This is a genomic window from Chryseobacterium lactis (assembly GCF_003815875.1).
In the GTDB taxonomy this organism is placed as follows: Bacteria; Bacteroidota; Bacteroidia; order Flavobacteriales; family Weeksellaceae; genus Chryseobacterium; species Chryseobacterium lactis.
Genome location: NZ_CP033924.1, coordinates 5,508,775 through 5,527,115, shown reverse-complemented (window position 1 = coordinate 5,527,115; position 18,341 = coordinate 5,508,775). Strand labels below are relative to the sequence as shown.

Annotated in this window: 15 protein-coding genes; 5 read left to right on the top strand and 10 right to left on the bottom strand. The window is 36.6% G+C overall.

Features of this window, described 5'->3' with window-relative positions; genetic code table 11:
• Positions 1–54 precede the first annotated feature (54 nt).
• From EG342_RS25325 to EG342_RS24625, 6 genes are all read right to left on the bottom strand, one after another.
• Entirely contained in the window at positions 55–201 is a 147-nt protein-coding gene (locus EG342_RS25325) for a hypothetical protein (protein ID WP_164465232.1), read from the bottom strand.
• Positions 198–851, bottom strand: a complete 654-nt coding sequence (locus EG342_RS24645; protein WP_103293788.1) for an NAD-dependent epimerase/dehydratase family protein — start codon at positions 849–851, stop codon at positions 198–200. The genes EG342_RS25325 and EG342_RS24645 overlap by 4 nt, the downstream gene beginning before the upstream one ends.
• Positions 852–1,350: 499 nt before the next feature.
• On the bottom strand, positions 1,351–1,605 hold the full coding sequence (locus EG342_RS24640; protein ID WP_103293787.1) for a hypothetical protein: 255 nt from the start codon (positions 1,603–1,605) through the stop codon (positions 1,351–1,353).
• 24 nt (positions 1,606–1,629) lie between these two features.
• The gene (locus EG342_RS24635; protein ID WP_103293786.1) at positions 1,630–2,514 is read right to left on the bottom strand and encodes a Ppx/GppA phosphatase family protein; all 885 of its coding nucleotides are present in this window, start codon (positions 2,512–2,514) and stop codon (positions 1,630–1,632) included.
• Positions 2,511–4,583 carry a polyphosphate kinase 1 gene (gene ppk1, locus EG342_RS24630; RefSeq protein WP_103293785.1) on the bottom strand — a complete coding sequence of 691 codons (2,073 nt, stop codon included), beginning with the start codon at positions 4,581–4,583 and terminating at the stop codon, positions 2,511–2,513. The genes EG342_RS24635 and ppk1 overlap by 4 nt, the downstream gene beginning before the upstream one ends.
• A 208-nt stretch (positions 4,584–4,791) precedes the next feature.
• Positions 4,792–6,966, bottom strand: coding sequence for an alpha-galactosidase (locus EG342_RS24625; protein WP_103293784.1), 2,175 nt, complete (start codon positions 6,964–6,966; stop codon positions 4,792–4,794).
• Positions 6,967–7,189: 223 nt separating this feature from the next.
• Here EG342_RS24625 and dnaK point away from each other — a divergent pair, with 223 nt between their 5' ends.
• A complete protein-coding gene (dnaK, locus tag EG342_RS24620; RefSeq protein ID WP_103293783.1) occupies positions 7,190–9,091 on the top strand; it encodes a molecular chaperone DnaK in 1,902 nt (633 codons plus the stop codon).
• A gap of 123 nt (positions 9,092–9,214) precedes the next feature.
• On the opposite strand, the gene EG342_RS24615 is transcribed toward dnaK, so the two are convergent.
• On the bottom strand, positions 9,215–9,964 hold the full coding sequence (locus EG342_RS24615) for a zeta toxin family protein (RefSeq protein ID WP_103293782.1): 750 nt from the start codon (positions 9,962–9,964) through the stop codon (positions 9,215–9,217).
• On the bottom strand, positions 9,952–10,215 hold the full coding sequence (locus EG342_RS24610; RefSeq protein ID WP_103293781.1) for a hypothetical protein: 264 nt from the start codon (positions 10,213–10,215) through the stop codon (positions 9,952–9,954). The genes EG342_RS24615 and EG342_RS24610 overlap by 13 nt, the downstream gene beginning before the upstream one ends.
• 341 nt (positions 10,216–10,556) lie before the next feature.
• On the opposite strand from EG342_RS24610, the gene EG342_RS24605 reads away from it, so the two are divergent.
• From EG342_RS24605 to EG342_RS24590, 4 genes are read left to right on the top strand one after another with little or no spacing between them, the layout of a single operon-like run.
• Positions 10,557–13,280, top strand: a complete 2,724-nt coding sequence (locus EG342_RS24605; RefSeq protein ID WP_246008695.1) for a TonB-dependent receptor plug domain-containing protein — start codon at positions 10,557–10,559, stop codon at positions 13,278–13,280.
• 22 nt (positions 13,281–13,302) lie between these two features.
• Positions 13,303–14,652: a DUF4876 domain-containing protein gene (locus EG342_RS24600; RefSeq protein WP_103293893.1), complete on the top strand. Its 1,350-nt coding sequence runs from the start codon at positions 13,303–13,305 to the stop codon at positions 14,650–14,652.
• Positions 14,642–16,234, top strand: a complete 1,593-nt coding sequence (locus EG342_RS24595) for a DUF6850 family outer membrane beta-barrel protein (protein WP_103293780.1) — start codon at positions 14,642–14,644, stop codon at positions 16,232–16,234. Before EG342_RS24600 ends, EG342_RS24595 begins: the two co-directional genes overlap by 11 nt.
• Before the next feature lie 7 nt (positions 16,235–16,241).
• Positions 16,242–17,390: a cytochrome-c peroxidase gene (locus EG342_RS24590; RefSeq protein WP_103293892.1), complete on the top strand. Its 1,149-nt coding sequence runs from the start codon at positions 16,242–16,244 to the stop codon at positions 17,388–17,390.
• Between the two features lie 62 nt (positions 17,391–17,452).
• Here EG342_RS24590 and EG342_RS24585 read toward each other — a convergent pair whose 3' ends face one another.
• Positions 17,453–17,806, bottom strand: coding sequence for a cupin domain-containing protein (locus EG342_RS24585; RefSeq protein ID WP_103293779.1), 354 nt, complete (start codon positions 17,804–17,806; stop codon positions 17,453–17,455).
• Between the two features lie 31 nt (positions 17,807–17,837).
• A complete protein-coding gene (locus EG342_RS24580) occupies positions 17,838–18,248 on the bottom strand; it encodes a DoxX protein (protein ID WP_103293778.1) in 411 nt (136 codons plus the stop codon).
• Between the last annotated feature and the right edge of the window lie 93 nt (positions 18,249–18,341).

Sequence of the window (18,341 nt, the reverse complement as noted above, 5' to 3'; positions counted from 1 at the left end):
TTCCGATAAAAGATAATAAAGTTGTTCAGAAGACTGATGTATTTCAGAATCGGGTTATTTATGTTGGCCGGAAAAGTTTAAAAGTTTTTCTGATTTATTTCCTTCCAGCGGATGTTTCTGCATGTAGAAAAACCCCGAAACTGCAGTCAGAACCAAGAGTACAAAAATAACCAGAATAATTCTTTTTAACATGTCTCTCATATCGCTAAATTTTTAATGTCTTTAATTTCTAAAGTTGATATCGGGTATCCTTTTTGTACCGCATGGATCATTGCTTTAGCCACTTCCTGTAAAGTTAGTGATTTTGACGGTAAAAAAATAGGAAAAAACCAAATAAAAGGTTTGAAAAACCATTTTACATTCAATTGACCGTCAACGGGTTTCATAAATCCGGGACGAAAATTGTATGCTCCTCTGAAATTCATCTTTTTCAAAGCATTTTCTGTTCGTCCTTTTACTCTTGCCCACATGATCTTTCCGCTTTCTGTGCGGTCGGTCTGAGCGCCTGAGACATAGTTAAAAACCATTTCCGGGTTTTGATTCAAAACGACTTTTGCGAAATGGATGGTGGTATCGTAAGTGATTTTCGTATAATCGTCTTCATTCATTCCTACGCTGCTAATCCCGGCACAAAAGAAACAGGCATCATAACCTTTAAGATTTTCATCATTAAGATCGATGGATAAAAAGTCCGGAACGAGGTATTCTTTTAGTTTAGGATGCTTTTTCCCTGACGGTTTTCTGCTTATGCTTAAAACTGCAGAAACATCAGGGTTTTCAAGACATTCCATCAGAACACCTTCGCCTACCATTCCTGTTGCACCGGTAAGAATTATTTTAATTGAGCTCATAATTTTGCTGTTGCTAGTTGTATGACGGGTGGGGATGAGGTTTTACTTTAAAGGTAATAAAAAAATATTTCAAAGATCTTTTTTTATTTCGGATGAGTAGGAGCAGGCTTTAGCCTGCTTTACTTTAATAAGAGATAAACCATCCATCGGCGTTAGCCAAAACTTAAGATGAAAAACCTTGCATTGTTTGAGGAGATTGCTTCGCTTTGCTCGCAATGACGGTGCAGGAGATCAATACAACTAAGAAAGGAAAAGGTGTCATTCTATGGGAAGCGACAATTATTGTTTGTATCATTTATTTAGTGATAGTGCCTATTCTTGTCATTCCGAGCGAAACGAAGTGCAGCGAGGAATCTCTTGTTATGTGAAATAATTTTTTTTAAAGTTGATAAGGCTGAGATTGCTTCGCTTCGCTCGCAATGACGGTGCAGGAGATTAATACAACTAAGAAAGGAAAAGTTGTCATTCTATAGGAAGCGACAAGTATTGTTTGTATCATCTACTTAGTGATAGTAGCTATTCTTGTCATTCCGAGCGAAACGAAGTGCAGCGAGGAATCTCTTGCTATGTGAAATAATTGTTTTAAAAGTTGATAAGGCTGAGATTGCTTCGCTTCGCTCGCAATGACGTTTTTTCTAGCCCCGATTGCAGCGGCATCCTTTTTCTTAAGGGGTTTCAGGCTGGCGAAAAAGATAAAGCGGAAAGCGGGAAACAGCTCCCAAAAAATAAAAACCGGACAAAGATTGCCCGGCATTGAAACGATTATATTTTTAAAAAACTATTTTTTGTGCTGTAACTGACTGTAGATATTCTGGATCAAACCATCTGCTACAGAAATTTTAGGAACAAAGATCCTGTTGATCTCCGACCATGACATGATATTGTTGAAAATACTCAAGGCATGCACCAATACGTCGGCTCTGTCTTCTCTGAGACTATATTTTGTCATTCTTTCTTCTACAGAAAGCTCATTGAATATTTTATAGACTTTTTTAAGGTGAGAGAGAGACATCGGTTTACCGTCTTTGGTTTTACTCATGGAGAATACCTTGTTGATGTTCCCTCCTGATCCGATGGCAACGATTGGTTTTTTACTGACGATGTTTTTTTTGATTTCATCTTTCATTTCTTTCCAGTTGTCCACTGTCACCAGATTGTTGAGAAGACGAATCGTTCCGATATTGAAAGATTTTTCGTATATCATTTTTCCGTTTTCGTAAAAGGTAAGTTCTGTAGAACCTCCTCCTACGTCGATATATAAATAAGCGAATTCTTTGTCAAGGCCTTCTGCTACATGGTTTTCATAGATCAGTGTCGCTTCTTCATCTCCGGAGATGATTTCGATATTAATTCCTGACGCTTCCTGAACCCGTTTGATGATTTCATTTCCGTTGGCTGCATCACGCATGGCGCTTGTCGCGCAGGCTCTGTAATGGTCAACTTTGTAGATTTTCATCAGGTCACTGAATATTTTCATAGAATCTACGACCATTTTCTCTCTTTCGCTGCCGATTTTTCCAATGGTGAATACATCCATTCCCAACCTGAGAGGAATTCTCAGAAGGTTTAATTTAATGAATTCAGGCCTATTATTATTTACTTTTACTTCATTAATAAGAAGTCGTGCGGCATTACTTCCTATGTCTATCGCTGCTATCTTCATTTTTTGTTGGTTTTAGCTTTTAAATATGTATAGGTTTCTATTTGTGAACGGCATTCTTTTTTATCGTTTCTTATGTATTCGTTGCTCAGTTTTTTGTCTAAAATTCTTGCTTTTACATTATCTCTAAGTTGGATGTCAAGAATGTCTTTCAGTTCTTTCTTTAGATTCTTATCTGTGATTTTGGCAGCGGCTTCAATTCTGTAATCAAGGTTTCTGGTCATCCAGTCAGCAGAGGAAATATATAAGTCTTCTGCGCCTTTGTTATAAAAATACATCACTCTGGCATGTTCCAGATATTCGTCTACAATACTTATGGCTTTTATTTTTTCTTTAAATTCTTTTTGGTTGACGGCGCAATAGATTCCTCTTACAATTAATCTTATGGATACTCCCACTGTTGCTGCATCATATAATTTCTCAATCAATAATCTGTCGCTTAAAGAGTTGGCTTTAACGATAATTTCAGCTTTTCTTCCTGCTTTGGCCTCTTCAATTTCCTTGTCGATATGGTGAACAATCTTTTCACGCATAAACTGGGGGCAAACTAATAAATTTTTACAAGTTTTCAAAACTGAAATGTAATCATCTTTCGGTTTTTTCAGGACGTTGAAGACTTTGTTGATATCTGCCATAATGCCACGGTCAGCTGTCAGCAGCAAATGGTCGCCGTAGATTCTTGCTGTTTTCTCATTGAAATTTCCCGTGCTTACGAATCCGTACTGAATGGTTTTATTATGAGCTCTTTTTTTGATGACACACAATTTAGCATGAACCTTTTTATTGGGAAGTCCTACCAGAACGTTGATGCCTTCAGGTTCCAGCATGTCTTTCCATTCAAGATTGGATTCTTCATCAAATCTTGCCTGAAGTTCCAGCATTACGGTTACTTCTTTACCATTTCTGGCAGCATAGATCAGGGCATTGATGATTTTTGAGCTGCTTGCCAGACGGTAGGCCGTGATTTGTATCGATTTTACATCCGGATCCATCGCCGCTTCACGGAGAAGGTCAATAACCGGATTGTATTTGTGGTAAGGGAACGTAAGCAGTACATCTTCTTTAAGGATGACATCAGTCACTCTTTCGCCATGTTCAAAAGCCTGATGAGTAAAGGAAGTTCTTTCTACCGGTCTTGTATAGGTTTCAAAAACGTCCGGAAAATCCATGAAATGTTTGAAATTATGGATTTTTCCTCCGGGAATAATACTGTCTTTTTTAGTCAGGTTTAATTTACGGATAAGGAGCTCCAGTAAAGCTTTATCCATATCTTTATCAAAAACAAAACGGGTCGGTTTTCCCTTTCTTCTGTTTTTGAGTCCTTTTTCTATTTTTTCTGCGAAGTTGGTCCGGATATCATTATCGAGATCCAGTTCTGCATCTTTTGTTACTTTAAAAGCATTGGCCGCAAATTCATCATAGCCGAAATAAGAGAAAATGTGAGGTAAGTTAAAAGTAATCACATCTTCCAGAAGCATTACATTTTTTTCTTCAGGATCTTCTGTGGGCAGTAACAGGAACCTTCCGACAAAACGGGAAGGAATCTCAATAATGGCATAGTTGCTGGAATACTGCCAGTCTTTTTTTCTCATTGCTACTCCAAGATAAAGACTTTTATCCCGCAGGTACGGCATTGGAGTGTTTTCATGAAGCAGGATAGGAATTACATTGGATTCTACCACCTCGTCAAAATAAGTTCTTACAAACTCTTTCTGTTTTGCTGTAAGGTTTTTTGAGTTTTTAATGAAAACTTTATGATCGGCCATTTCATCCTGAATTTTTTTCCAGGTTTTATCAAAATTAAGCTGCTGTCTCATCACCACCTCATTGATTCGCTGAAGGATTTTTGAAGGGGGCTGATAGAATGATTCGGCGATTACTTTTTCTTTAAAATCCATGGCACGCTTTAATCCGGCAACACGTACTCTGAAAAATTCGTCCAGATTGTTGGAGAAAATTCCAAGGAAACGTATTCTTAAATGCAAAGGAACTTTTTCGTCCATAGCCTCCTGTAAAACTCTTTCATTGAAGGCAAGCCATGTAATATCTCGCGGATTAAAGTGTAATGACATTCTTAAATGTATATATTTTATCAAAAATAATAATTCGTACAATTTCTACCCCTATTTCTTAGGTTAAACTTTAATTAATTTTAGAAGGGTTGGTGAATTATTATTTTTGAATGTGAATGTGTTTTGTTAAATTGATTGATTATCAATGTGTTTATATGTATGGAGAACTATTTACCATCACAAAAAGTATATTCATAATGCTGAAATTTCAGCTTACGGCTTCAAGTTCAATAACGCTGCTTTTCTGGCTACCATTTAAAAACCATTTAATTCCTGCTTTCATAAGAAAATCACCAGAAAATATTTTTCCATTTTGTGGAAACTGAGGATTATTTTCATCTTCCAGATTAAGCTCTTTAAGCTTATATTTTTTATCAGGATCAAGTCCTCTAAAATAAATAGGCGAGAAACGGTCTCCATGCTGAGTATGCAGGTTATAAAGATATAATACAGCTCTGTTTTTGGGTTTGTCAGTTATCATCCAGGCTGCACAATTGTTGTTATAAGGTGCTATGAGACGGTATATTTCACCTGTATTGATGATATCCTGAAGACTTTTATAATTCTTCAGTGCATTTTGGGAAAGTTTTAGTTCCTGGGGTGTCATTTCATTAACCCGGATATCAAATCCGAGCTTGCCGCTCATGGCAACATCCAGTTTAAATTTTAGCGACTGATTTCCCCAGCTTGTTACATGGGCACATTGTATTCCCATAGGAAAGAAATAAGAATATCCATATTGAATGAATATTCGCTGCAATGGATCAGTATTGTCGCTTGGCCAGAATTCATTGGTATATTTTAGCCCACCGTATTCCGCTCGTCCACCGCCACCGCTACACCACATCAGTTCTAAGTTCGGATATTTCTCACGAATTCGCTGTAACACTTTATAAAGCCCTAAAGTATAATCAATATAGAGATTGTTTTGTTTGTCTTTCAGATAGGGTGAAAAGCTATTGGTCATATAACGGTTACAATCCCATTTAATGTAGTTGATATCCGGATTTTCCTGAAGTATATTGTCTACCACTTTGAAAACATGTTCCTGAACTTTAGGATTCGTTAAATCCAATATTAATTGAGATCTTCGAAGGTTTTCCGGTCTGTTGGCAAGTTTTAGAATCCATTCGGGATGTTTCTCATACAATTCACTTTTTGGATTTACCATTTCAGGTTCTACCCAGATTCCAAATTTTATATTGCGTTTTTTAGCTTCATCCACCAAGTTGGGTAAACCATGGGGCAACTTTTTGCGGTTAACTTCCCAGTCACCTAATCCGGCTTTGTCATCATTTCTTGGGTATTTATTGCCAAACCATCCGTCGTCCAGAAGAAATATATTAACGCCTAAATTTTGTGCTTCACTCAGTAGAGCAGTAAGTTTTTGTTCATCGAAATCAAAAAAAGTGGCTTCCCAATTATTTAATAATGTAGATTTATTTTCTTTTCCTTTATATATTCCATAATTGACAGCCCATTGATGAAGGTTTCTGGATGCCTGCCCTTTTCCTGAATAAGAATAGGTGTAAATGAAAGAAGGTGTTATAAAAGAAGTGTCAGGATTTAGGGTGTAATCGGACGCATAATTATTGATGCCGGGGAGAATTTGTAAAAGATGACCAATATCTTCACTATAACGGATATTTTCAAAATCCAGATTGAAGTTACCACTCCATGCCAGTGTTCCTGCCAATACTTTTCCATCTTCTTCATTTGCCGGTTGGTCTATTGAAAGCATAAATGAAGGCATGTCAAAGTTAGTTGCGCGGGCGCCCAATTTGGATTCTATATGATGAATACCTTCCGGAAGGATACTTTCCTGCATGTGCATTTCATTTGCGTGATCGCCAAAGAAATGAGTGAGATAATAATTTTGGGCAGATAATTGAAGAAATGCCGAAGAAAAGTGTTTCAGCACAACAGGTTTCTTTTCCTGATGTCTGATTTCTGACCATTGCTCAATCACATTTTCATTTTTATATGCTTTAAAATGTAATGTCACAAAAAACGGATATTGCGGATCTTTAAGTTGAATTTCGGTGAATTGGATGTTTCCTTCCGTTTTTGTACTATGACTGGTGTATTGGAGATCCAGGGAAGGATTGTTGTCAGCATGCAGAACTCCCAACGCAGGTTCGTGGACAGGGCCGGTTCCTTGGGTAATAATTGTGGGGAAGGCATTTGGGTTTATCAAGGTGTAATCTGTACTACTTTTTAAAGCCTCTCCAAAATAGAGTTGAGTCAGCTGATTTTGAGCATTTGTTGTATAGACAAGTGCGGTGCTCTGAGTTGAGATAATAATAGGATTTATTTTCTTGTTTTGAGCCTTTCCGAGACATAGTAGTAAACAGCTGATTATGAGTAAGTAGATCTTTTTCATGTGTGTGTATTTTTTATAAATATAATGAAATATGCAACGTCACATCTTCACATTTTTATACTACTTACCTGAAAATATTTCCGTATTAACTCATATAAAAATCCGATGTAGTCAGGGTTTTTGTTTTTATTGTGTCATTTTGTCACAAATCTTTGAATGGTATAGATATTGAGAAATTGAGAATGTAAATTAAATTTAAAAATTAGAAAAAATATAAAATATTATGAGTAAAATAATTGGAATTGACTTAGGAACAACCAACTCTTGTGTTGCTGTAATGGAGGGTAAAGACCCTGTTGTTATCCCGAATGCAGAAGGTAAAAGAACAACGCCTTCAATTGTAGCTTTCACAGAAGACGGTGAAAGAAAAGTAGGTGATCCTGCAAAAAGACAGGCTGTAACGAATCCAACAAAGACTGTTTACTCTATCAAAAGATTTATTGGAACGCACTTTAAAGATGATGCTTCTGAAATCACAAGAGTACCTTATAAAGTAGTTTCCGGACCAAACGATACTGTAAAAGTAAAAATCGACGATAGAGAATATACACCACAGGAAATTTCTGCAATGACACTTCAGAAAATGAAGAAAACTGCTGAAGATTATCTTGGACAAGAGGTAACAAGAGCGGTAATCACTGTTCCTGCTTACTTCAACGATGCACAAAGACAAGCTACTAAAGAAGCTGGTGAAATTGCAGGCCTTAAAGTAGAAAGAATTATCAACGAACCTACAGCTGCAGCGTTAGCTTACGGTCTTGATAAAAACCATAAAGATCAGAAAATCGCAGTATATGACCTTGGTGGTGGTACTTTCGATATCTCTATCCTTGATTTGGGAGACGGTGTATTCGAAGTATTATCTACAAATGGTGATACTCACTTAGGAGGTGATGACTTTGATGATGTGATCATCAACTGGATGGCAGACGAATTCAAAGCTGAAGAAGGTGTAGATTTAAAAACTGACGCTATCGCTCTTCAAAGATTAAAAGAAGCTGCTGAAAAGGCAAAAATTGAATTATCTTCTTCTCCTCAAACTGAAATCAACTTACCATATATCACAGCTACAGCTACAGGTCCTAAGCACTTAGTGAAGACTTTAACTAAAGCTAAATTCGAGCAATTATCTGCTGATCTTGTAAGAAGATCTATGGAGCCGGTTGCTAAAGCATTAAAAGATGCAGGTTTATCTACTTCTGATATCGACGAAGTAATCCTGGTAGGTGGTTCTACAAGAATCCCGATCATCCAGGAAGAAGTTGAAAAATTCTTTGGTAAAAAACCATCTAAAGGAGTGAACCCTGATGAGGTTGTAGCTATTGGTGCTGCTATCCAGGGAGGTGTATTAACAGGTGATGTAAAAGATGTATTACTTCTTGACGTTACTCCACTTTCTTTAGGTATCGAAACAATGGGTTCTGTATTCACTAAATTAATTGAAGCGAACACCACAATCCCAACTAAAAAATCTGAAGTATTCTCTACAGCTTCTGACAATCAGCCGGCTGTAAGCATCAGAGTAGGACAGGGAGAAAGATCTATGTTCAACGATAACAAAGAAATCGGTAGATTTGATCTTGCTGATATTCCACCTGCACCAAGAGGAGTTCCTCAAATCGAAGTAACTTTCGATATTGATGCTAACGGTATCTTAAGTGTATCTGCTAAAGATAAAGGAACTGGTAAAGAGCAGACTATCAAAATTCAGGCTTCTTCAGGTCTTTCTGACGAAGAAATCGAAAGAATGAAAAAAGAAGCTCAGGAAAACTCTGCAGCAGATGCTAAGAGAAAAGAAGAAGTTGAAGTTTTCAACAAAGCTGACGGATTGATCTTCCAGACTGAAAAGCAATTGAAAGAATTCGGTGAAAAACTTTCTGCTGACAAAAAAGCAGCAATCGAAGCAGCTCACGGAGAATTGAAAACTGCTTTTGAAGCTAAAAATGTTGATGATGTAAAAGCTAAGACTGAAGCATTAGACGCAGCATGGATGGCCGCTTCTGAAGAATTATATGCAGCGGGTCAACAACCTGGTGCTGATGCAGGAGCTGGAGCTCAAAACCCTGGAGGTAATGCAGGAGGTGCTGATGATGTACAGGATGCAGACTTCGAAGAAGTTAAGTAATAAGAGATATCGGTAACGATTACTAATAATTGAAATCGCGGTAAACACAGTGTTTATCGCGATTTTTGTTTATAACTAAAAGTAAACTGTCAAGTTACTACACTTTCTAAATATAGAGCGTAATTATGCTCCCGCTTTATTTACTACATATTGAATAAACCAGTTGGGAATCTGTTCTTCATCAACACTAATGGTGAGTTCACTATTATCTTTTTCAGCAATCATCAGCATATCATCTGAGTTATCAAATAAGTAAGCCCTATCAACAAGTTTTAAGGCTGGATAAAGATTTTGAAGCGTATTTACATATCTTTTTTTTATTCTTTCAGGATCTACATTATGTCCTCCTTTTTTTACCCGGTCATTAACTCTGGATATATTTAAGGTAGCTTCATCTAAACAAATAAAATATAAATAGACTCTATATCCATTTCTTTGAGCCTCAATAATTTCATTAAGTTTTGAAGGATGGCTCATTACTGTTTCGAATGCATAAGAAATGCCTTTTTTTAGGAGATGTTCTCTTATGAAGGTTGTGATGAATGCTGCTTCGTAACTATGGGTATCGCGAGATTTATCTACTATGATATTTTCTTTTATTTCAATATCAATTTTATGGCCTTCTTCTTCGGATTTTTCCAAAAGTGTTTTTCCATTAGGGCTTTTATTAAAACGAATAAGATCATCCTGAGTAAGCTCAAGTCCATACGGTAATAAATCAAGAAATCCTTTTTCAAGGATTTCTTTTTCTACTATATCGGAATTGATGAAAATTCCGGGTTTATAATTTTTTTGCTGAAAGGTTTCAAACAGAGTAGATTTGCCAGAACCATTAGGCCCTGCAAAAATTCTCAACCTTCTTACTTTAGACATATTTTGCTTCCTTTAGTAAGTTTGCTTCTATCAGATTCTATTTTTTTTAATGAAGCTGTTTTAACCATTTTTCCATGTTGGAATTGATAAACTGCTCCATTTTTTATAATTTCAAATGGGATACCTAAAGCAATGGATGATCTTTTAGCATTTCGTGATGCAATAAGAGCAAAGCTGGCAAGTTCTTTTCTTGCACTGTTCTTGCGAGCTGTCCTTATTCTGCTTCTTAAGTCACTTCTACTTTTGCTCATTTTTGTAATTTTACTTAGCTAAAATACAAAAATTATTCCCCCTTTTGTTATTCTAATGAACTAAAAAAGATATCAATACAATATATTTCTTCAATGAAATTTATGCTAGAAAACTTTTTTAAAGCATCTCCGATATTTTAGGTTATGAATTTTGTGACGATCAGAAGTATTATTATCCCATTTTTATTTTTATAATTTTTTTATTTGTTGTTTTATTCTTTATATAGGGAATTGTGTACGTACTTTTATTTGTTTTAAGAAATAATAACTAAAATAATTTTAAAATTCTTTTTTTTATTTAGAATAATTATAATTAATTTTGCGGTCTAAATATTCTAAGGGTGAAAGTATCGTTATTAGCAGGTGTTGTTTTTCTTACGGCAAGCGGATTCATGTCTGCTCAGAAAGTAGAGTTTTTTCATAATGGACAACTTAAAAAAGGTTCTATTATCAACGATGAAGCAACGGGAAAGTGTAAGAGACTTTTTACAAAAGACCTTAAAATGTCTTTTAAAGGAACATGTAAGATTACTTTTCTGAATGATGAAACAAGAAAAGATGAAACAATCATCTTAAAAGAAGGAGAGGAGCTGAGTTTTAAAATTCTTTCAGGTAAAATAATTCCTCGTGACAGATCAGAAATCAGAATTGAGGGCGTACAACTTACTGCAAGAAAAAAACAGTTTTCTGAAATTGCAATCCAGCAGGAAGCGCTTCAAAATTTACAGTCTTTCTCTCTTGGGGACGTATTGCAGCAATTACCCGGTCAATATGTACAGCAATTTGACAATACCCAGTTTAAAAATATTGTTTTCAGAACAGCGAGCGGATCTTCTGTTACCGGTTCCGGAAATACTCCGGGTGGAGATGATTTTGGAAACAGGGCATTCGGGGTACAATTGATGGTTAACGATATTGCTTTATCCAATAATGAGAACATGCAGAGCTACGATTCTGCCAACAGCAGCCCTTTCGGTATCAATTTCAGTACTTCAACCCGTGGAGGAAACTTAACTCCGGGACAGCCCAATTATGGAGTCGATTTAAGAGAAGTACCCACTGAGAGTATCGAGAGTATAGAAGTCGTACAGGGGGTTCCTGATGCTAAATACGGGGACCTCACTTCCGGTCTTATTAAAGTGACAACAACAGCAAGACCTTCTGCCTTACGACTGGATGCCTCTCTTAGGGAAGGTACTTATCAGGTAGGCCTTACCAAAGGGTTTAAAATCAATCACAATAATGCTTTGAATGCATCTGTAGATTATATGAATTCCCTTTCCGACCCCAGATCAAATCTGGTTGGCTATGACAGAACGAATGTAAATTTGCTTTGGTCAAGCAATAAAAACGGTTTCCGTAATAAACTGTCTGCCTCATTTTCCACCAATTCAAGTAAAGGGAAAAGAGATCCGGATGATACCAATGGAATGATTATTAATGTGGATAATAAAAGCTTCTCCTTAGGAAATAACATCACTTATAATTTGGCTCAGAACAACAAGAAACCTTTTTTCAGGTCAATTACTGCAGACATTGGGATCAGTTATGCAACACAGCTTACAGAAAGAAGATATTGGTTGAACCAGGGGGCACGCCCTTACGGAAATGCCACAGGTAATGATGTTTACTATGCCCCGTATACACCGCCAAGTTATGAAAATCAGGCTTTTGCAGATGGAAAACCTCTCAATATTTATTCTAATTTTAGCATCAACGGAGGTAAACTAACTTCTTCCAAATGGGCTCACATATATAGCATGGGAGTTAATTTCCGATACGGAAACAACTTTGGAAAAGGAAGATACGGAACGGCAGGGCAGTTTACTACAATAAACACTGCAGGACAGGGATCAAACGGAATGAGAGATTTTAATTATAGAGATAATGTCTTTTCCAGTAAACAATATGCATTCTATATTCAGGATAATATTACAAAAGGTTTTGCTAATAAGCATATTTTCAGGGCCAATTTAGGTCTTCGTTATGATCTTCAGAATTCTTATTCTACATTTTCACCCAGGGTAAATACCTCTTACCAGATGGGAAAATTTTCAGTAAGAGGTGGATTTGGGTTAACTTCTAAAGCTCCATCCCTTAATCAGCTGTATACCTCACCCAGATATTTTGATTTCCTGTTAGGAGATTACCGTTTACCTGGATATTATTCCGCTGCTATTATGCAAACGGTAGTTACACCGGGAGATAATTCAGATCTGAAACCTTCAAGAAGCTGGAAGACAGAAATTGGCGTTGACTACAGATTCTCTTTTGCAACCTTTAATCTTACCGCTTATTATAACAGATTATTCGACGGTTTTACTACGATGAGTGTGCCTAAAATAATGGATAAAGCAAAGGTAGAGGTAAATATTTCCGGAACGCAGATTCCGACTTTTGAAATTGTAGGAACAGATAAGTTTAATTACCTCCAGAACAGAATTGTCAATGGCTTCGAATCTACCGATAAAGGATTAGAATTAATGGCAAGCTTTAAAAAGATAGAAGCTCTTAATCTTGTCATCGGGTTCAATGCCAGTTATGTAGAAACTTCTGGTAGAAAGGATGAAGGTCTTTACAAATTCAAAGCACCGGAAATTATGGACAAAGACTTCCAATATGGGATTTATAATGATTCTAAAAATAAAAGCTCCATGGCCAGAGCAAGCTTTAGTTTTGACTATCACCTTGCCAATGCAGGATTGATTATAGGCCTTAGAACAGATCATTTCCTTTCAGACAGAACGTTGACGGGAGCCAACGATATTTATCCGATAGGTTATCTTAAACACGACGGAGAATTGCAAATGATTCCTGAAAATGACAGAACAAACCCGAAATATCAGAGCTTATTTTTAAAACCCGATGCAGAAAAGCTTTCCGGTCTTTACAACAAAACCTTGCATAACGTTCATTTGAGGGTCACAAAGGATTTTTTAAGCGGTTTCAGACTTTCAGTATATGTGAGTAATGTTTTCAACTTAAAAGCATATGATGAAAGAGGTTCAGTATATGGCAACTTTACTTCTACTTCATTTGGAGCTAATATTTCCTACAAATTTTAATAATAAGAATAAAAATAAAACAATGAAACGAATAATACTACTGTTGATCATCCCCATCCTGACCTTTGTAGGGTGTAACAGAGATGATGATTTTGGCAAAAACAATGAAATTAAACCTGTGCCATTTACCGTCAATATTAAATATGATGCTTCAAAATATCCTCAGGTTGCTGATAAAGGAGTAGCCAATGTAACCATTACACTTGAAAATAAAGCGACAGGTGATAAAATTACCGGGAAAACAGATGCCAACGGAGACCTTAAACTGACTGCTGTACTTCCCGGAAGTTATAATGTACAGGCAGAACTACAAATGAAGAAAAGTCAGTATGAACAGGAAATCGGGGAAACAACCAGTTATGAAACTGTACATTTTGGAGGATTACAGGAAAAAGTAACGGTTAATGCTAATATATCTTCGACCCTGGTAAGAATTTCAAGTGGAAATCTGGGTGATCTTGTGATCAAACAATACTATTATGCGGGTTCAGACAAGAATGTGGGAGCCAATATCAGAGACCAGTTTATTGAAATCCATAACAATTCGGATCAGACTATTTATGCAGATGGCTTGCATCTGGTATTTCTTGAAGGGAATGTGAATAATAATGTCACTAATTATACCTTGCCAAGCGGGCAATACGACTGGAGTTTGACTGCCGGTGGCGGAACTGCGGCCAATACAGATTTTGTATACTGTAATATATTTATTAAAATCCCGGGAAATGGTAGCCAGTATCCTATTCTACCGGGTAAAAGTATTGTTATAGCTCAAACAGCGGTTAACCACAAAGCTCCTTATGATGATATCAATGGGAAATCGATCGCTATACAGGATCCAGGCAAAACGATTGATTTGAGCCAGGCTGATTTTGAGACTTATATGGGAACCTATAATACCAGTATCGGTAAAAAACCTTTTGCATGGGATATTCAGAATATTATGGTGCCGGACATGCTGGTTACATATTGGAGTATTGCCTCCAATGATTTGGTTCTCAACGTTACTTCTATGTTGGGTGTAGGAATTCTGAGAGCTACAGATGCCGAAGTGGCAAGCTGGAAAAGAGTAGCCGCTCCTAAAGATCCGAACGGGACATTATTTCTGCAAATTCCGAAGAAATATATTATTGATGGTATTGACATTACAGATAAAGAACAAAAAGCACCTAAAGATTTTCCTTCTGACATTGATGCATCAAGAACTTTCATCGTCAATAAAGATGGATTGGCAGAAGCTACCTTTACGGGGCTCTCTGTAATTCGTAAAACGAAGGAAATTATTAATAATCGTGTTGTGCTGCAGGATACCAATAATTCTGCTAATGATTTTATAACGATTGATGCGAACCCAAGAGGATATGCAAAATAAAAAAAAGAGAACAGTGAAAATTTTCCAATACAGTATGTTGGGACTGGCTGCATTGAGCAGCCAGTTCTTCCATGCTCAGACGGCTCATTTAGACAGTATTACAATCAGTTCAGTAGAGAAAAATATCAGGATAAATGATCCCTATATTTCTTTTTTTCAACCTTTGGATTTTTCTCAAACAAGTTTTCAGTATTCCAATGTAAAACAGAACTTTAAAAGGGTTCAGACTCCGGAGGAAACCGGAAGTTTTACCTTCCAATCTCAAGGTGTTTATCAACTTAATGATAAAATAGCACTTTCAGGAAAACTTCAGGCGGATAAAACCAACGAAGAGAATGTTCCTTATATACTGAATGATGAGAGAACAACCAATTCTTCCTTCATTTATAATCCTTCTTATTACTGGGCTCCCCGTTCAGGAAGGTGGCAGAAACAGAGTTACTTTATCAATGGCCAGCTGGCTTATAATCCTATAAAACCTGTTATTATTCAAATAGGAGGAGAAGGAAAATATGCTAAATCTTACCGGCAAAATGCTGATCCAAGGCCAAAAGTAGACAATTACCAATACAGAGCTTTTGCCAAACTGGGGTTAAAATGGAGACAACATTCTGTTTTCGGTAAACTGAGCTATGTCAACAATTACAAGAATAATGATATTTTGTTTGTGAGTCCAGGAGGAAATGTCCCGGCCAATGACAGTATTTATATCAGGTACAATGAAGGATATGGTAATCAGTATATAGGAAATACCCAATTCCGAACTTCCGAATATAAAATGGGAGGCTATATCTGGGGTGGAGAATATGCATTCAATAATAAAAATACCCATTTTTCTGCCGGATACGATTATAAAAATGTAATTGAACGTTTTTATAAGGTTTTTGAATATCAGGATGCTAAATTTATCTGGCACAGAGATTATGTAAAATATTCCGGATTGAAAACGGATCTTCATAGTTTCTACATGAATTTTTTAGGAAATTATAACGGAAAAAAATGGGCTTCTTCAGTGACGTATCAGGATCAGCTGGATACCAATTATAATTATCCTTTAGAATACAGAACCTATCGTCTGGCGCAACAAAATTTTACCTGGCAAAACAGTGTGACCTGGTTCAACCATAGAAATGAAGCATTTAAAGTTCTTTTCGATGCAGATTATGGAAGCAATCATGTAAGAGATTTATCTGTAGTTATGGATAGAAAACTTTCATTTTTTAATTATCGTCTCGGCGCACAAAAGGAATTTGCCATAATGCCTTCCCACAAACTATCTGTGGGTATTACACAAAGTCTTTATATTCCATTGAAAAAAGAATTCGATTATCAGCCGTATCAAAGCTCAAAAGAGAATATCTTTGTAACTAAGATCGCCCAGCCTGATTTTGCCTATGATTCAACACCTAAATTCGGGATGAATTTTAATGCAAGTTATCTTTTTGATAAAAATAAAATAAGGTATGAGCTATTCGGTTCCTTTACCCAGATCTGGTTGATGAACGGAACTTACAAAAATGCAGCAGACTATAATGGAAGAGCCAATCAGATTGCTTCTGTTGGGCTAAATGTTTATTACTAAAAGAGAAATGAAAGACAGATATCTCGCCTTTCTGGCGATTATTGGAGCCGTTTGTTTATTAAGTTATACCTCTGGTGATCCTACAGGTTACACCCTGGAGGAATTGCGTACATTATATAGTAGCGGAGACCAGTCGAAATGGCCTTCAGCTCATTTATTTGATGAAGCTAAAGAAGGTTTTCAGGATATAGGATCATTACCTAACATGAAATTTCCTGAAAATAATCCTTATTCCGAAGATAAAATGGAACTCGGGAAAATGCTTTTCTTTGATCCGAGACTTTCTAAAAGCGGACAAATTTCCTGTGCCAACTGCCATAATCCGGAAATAGGATGGTCAGACGGAAGCCGGGTTTCTTTCGGACACGATCGCCAGACAGGAACCAGAAATGCCCCTACATTAGTCAATATCGGATATGCTAAAACTTTCTTTTGGGATGGTCGTGCAGCAACTCTGGAAGAACAGGTGAAAGCTCCCATAGAAAACCCTGTGGAAATGAATCTCCATATGTCTCTGGCTGCTAAAAATATCAGAAAAATTAAAGAGTATAAACCTTTCTTTGTGAAGGCCTTCGGAAATGAAGATATTACAGAAGAGAAAATTGCAAAAGCAATTGCTACTTTCGAACGCTCTCTGATAAGCCCGCCGTCAAAATTTGATAAATTTGTTTCAGGGAAAAAAGATGCTTTAAATGATTCGGAACTGAATGGACTTCATTTATTCCGTACCAAAGCGAATTGTATCAACTGCCATAACACTCCTTATTTCTCAGATCAGAAATTCCACAATTTGGGGCTTACCTATTATGGAAGAAAATATGAAGATTTAGGAAGGTATATCGTTACTCAAAAAAATGAAGATGTAGGAAAGTTCAAGACGCCTACGCTTAGGGAGGTTTCGGAAAATAAACCTTATATGCATAATGGACTTTTTCCTGAGCTGGCTAATATTGTCATGATGTATAATGCCGGAATGGGAAGAGAAACTCCAAAAGGTGAACAGATCAACGATCCAAAATTTCCGCATAAATCGGGAATGATTGAAAAGCTTAATTTAACAGATGACGAAGTGTTTGATATTGTTGCTTTTTTAAAGACTTTGAACAGTTACAAATACAAAATGCGTCCACCGGAATTACCAAAATCTAATCCATAATTATAGAAATCCCCGGATCTTTTCCGGGGATTTTGGTGTTTATAAATATTGTCCTACAGGATTTATAGAATTTCCACCTCTTCCGGAATAACAAAAAGGATTAAACAGCCGTTTTCAGACTTTACGGAATGTTTGAAGCCGGGCGGAGTATACAAATAATCTCCTTTTTCTAAATGAGCACCGGCAATCAACGCATCTCCTTCCATAATAAAAAGCTCTTCGCCTGCGGGATGATTATGATACGGATAGCTTGCACCGGGGTCAAATTTTAAAAGAATAGTGGTAGAGCGGTTTTGCTCCGCATCAAATTTTAAAGATTTTACAAAAATGCCTTCATAATGAATTCCTTTTTCAATTAATGGCTGCCATTCTTTTTGTTCTGTTTTTACGATATAATCGTGGATGTTGGTATTCATAATAATTATTTTTAATTGTTATTTATAGATTTTAAATTTGTTCAATAGTCCATGTATGCTGGGGAAAAGTACTGAGTAAAAATGCTCCGGCGCTGAAAACAAAGACCGAGTAATCAAGAGGTTCTTTGAATCCAAAAGAAATACTCATGGCGATGGCAAACAAGAAGGTGAGAGCAGAGGCACACAGAGAGGTTTTGCCTACCTTATAGCCAATGAGAAGTAAGATGCCAATGGATAATTCTGCGACTGTTGAGCCTACAGCAATACCGGGTGCCCAGGATGAAGGCAAAAATGAGTTGGTATCAGTGGTATACTGTACAAAATTTTTCCAGCCTGATGATTTGGAACCCCAAAAACCCAGTCTGCTGGCTACTGCCGATAGAAAGCCTGTTGCCAATGCTATTCTTAATAAAAAAACGGCTATATCTTGTTTGGTTTTCATACTTATAATTTTTATGGTTTCAATTACAAGTACAAAGTTCAGCGAAAACCGTCGCCTAAAGAATAGACAATTCCGGGAAAAGCATATAATATT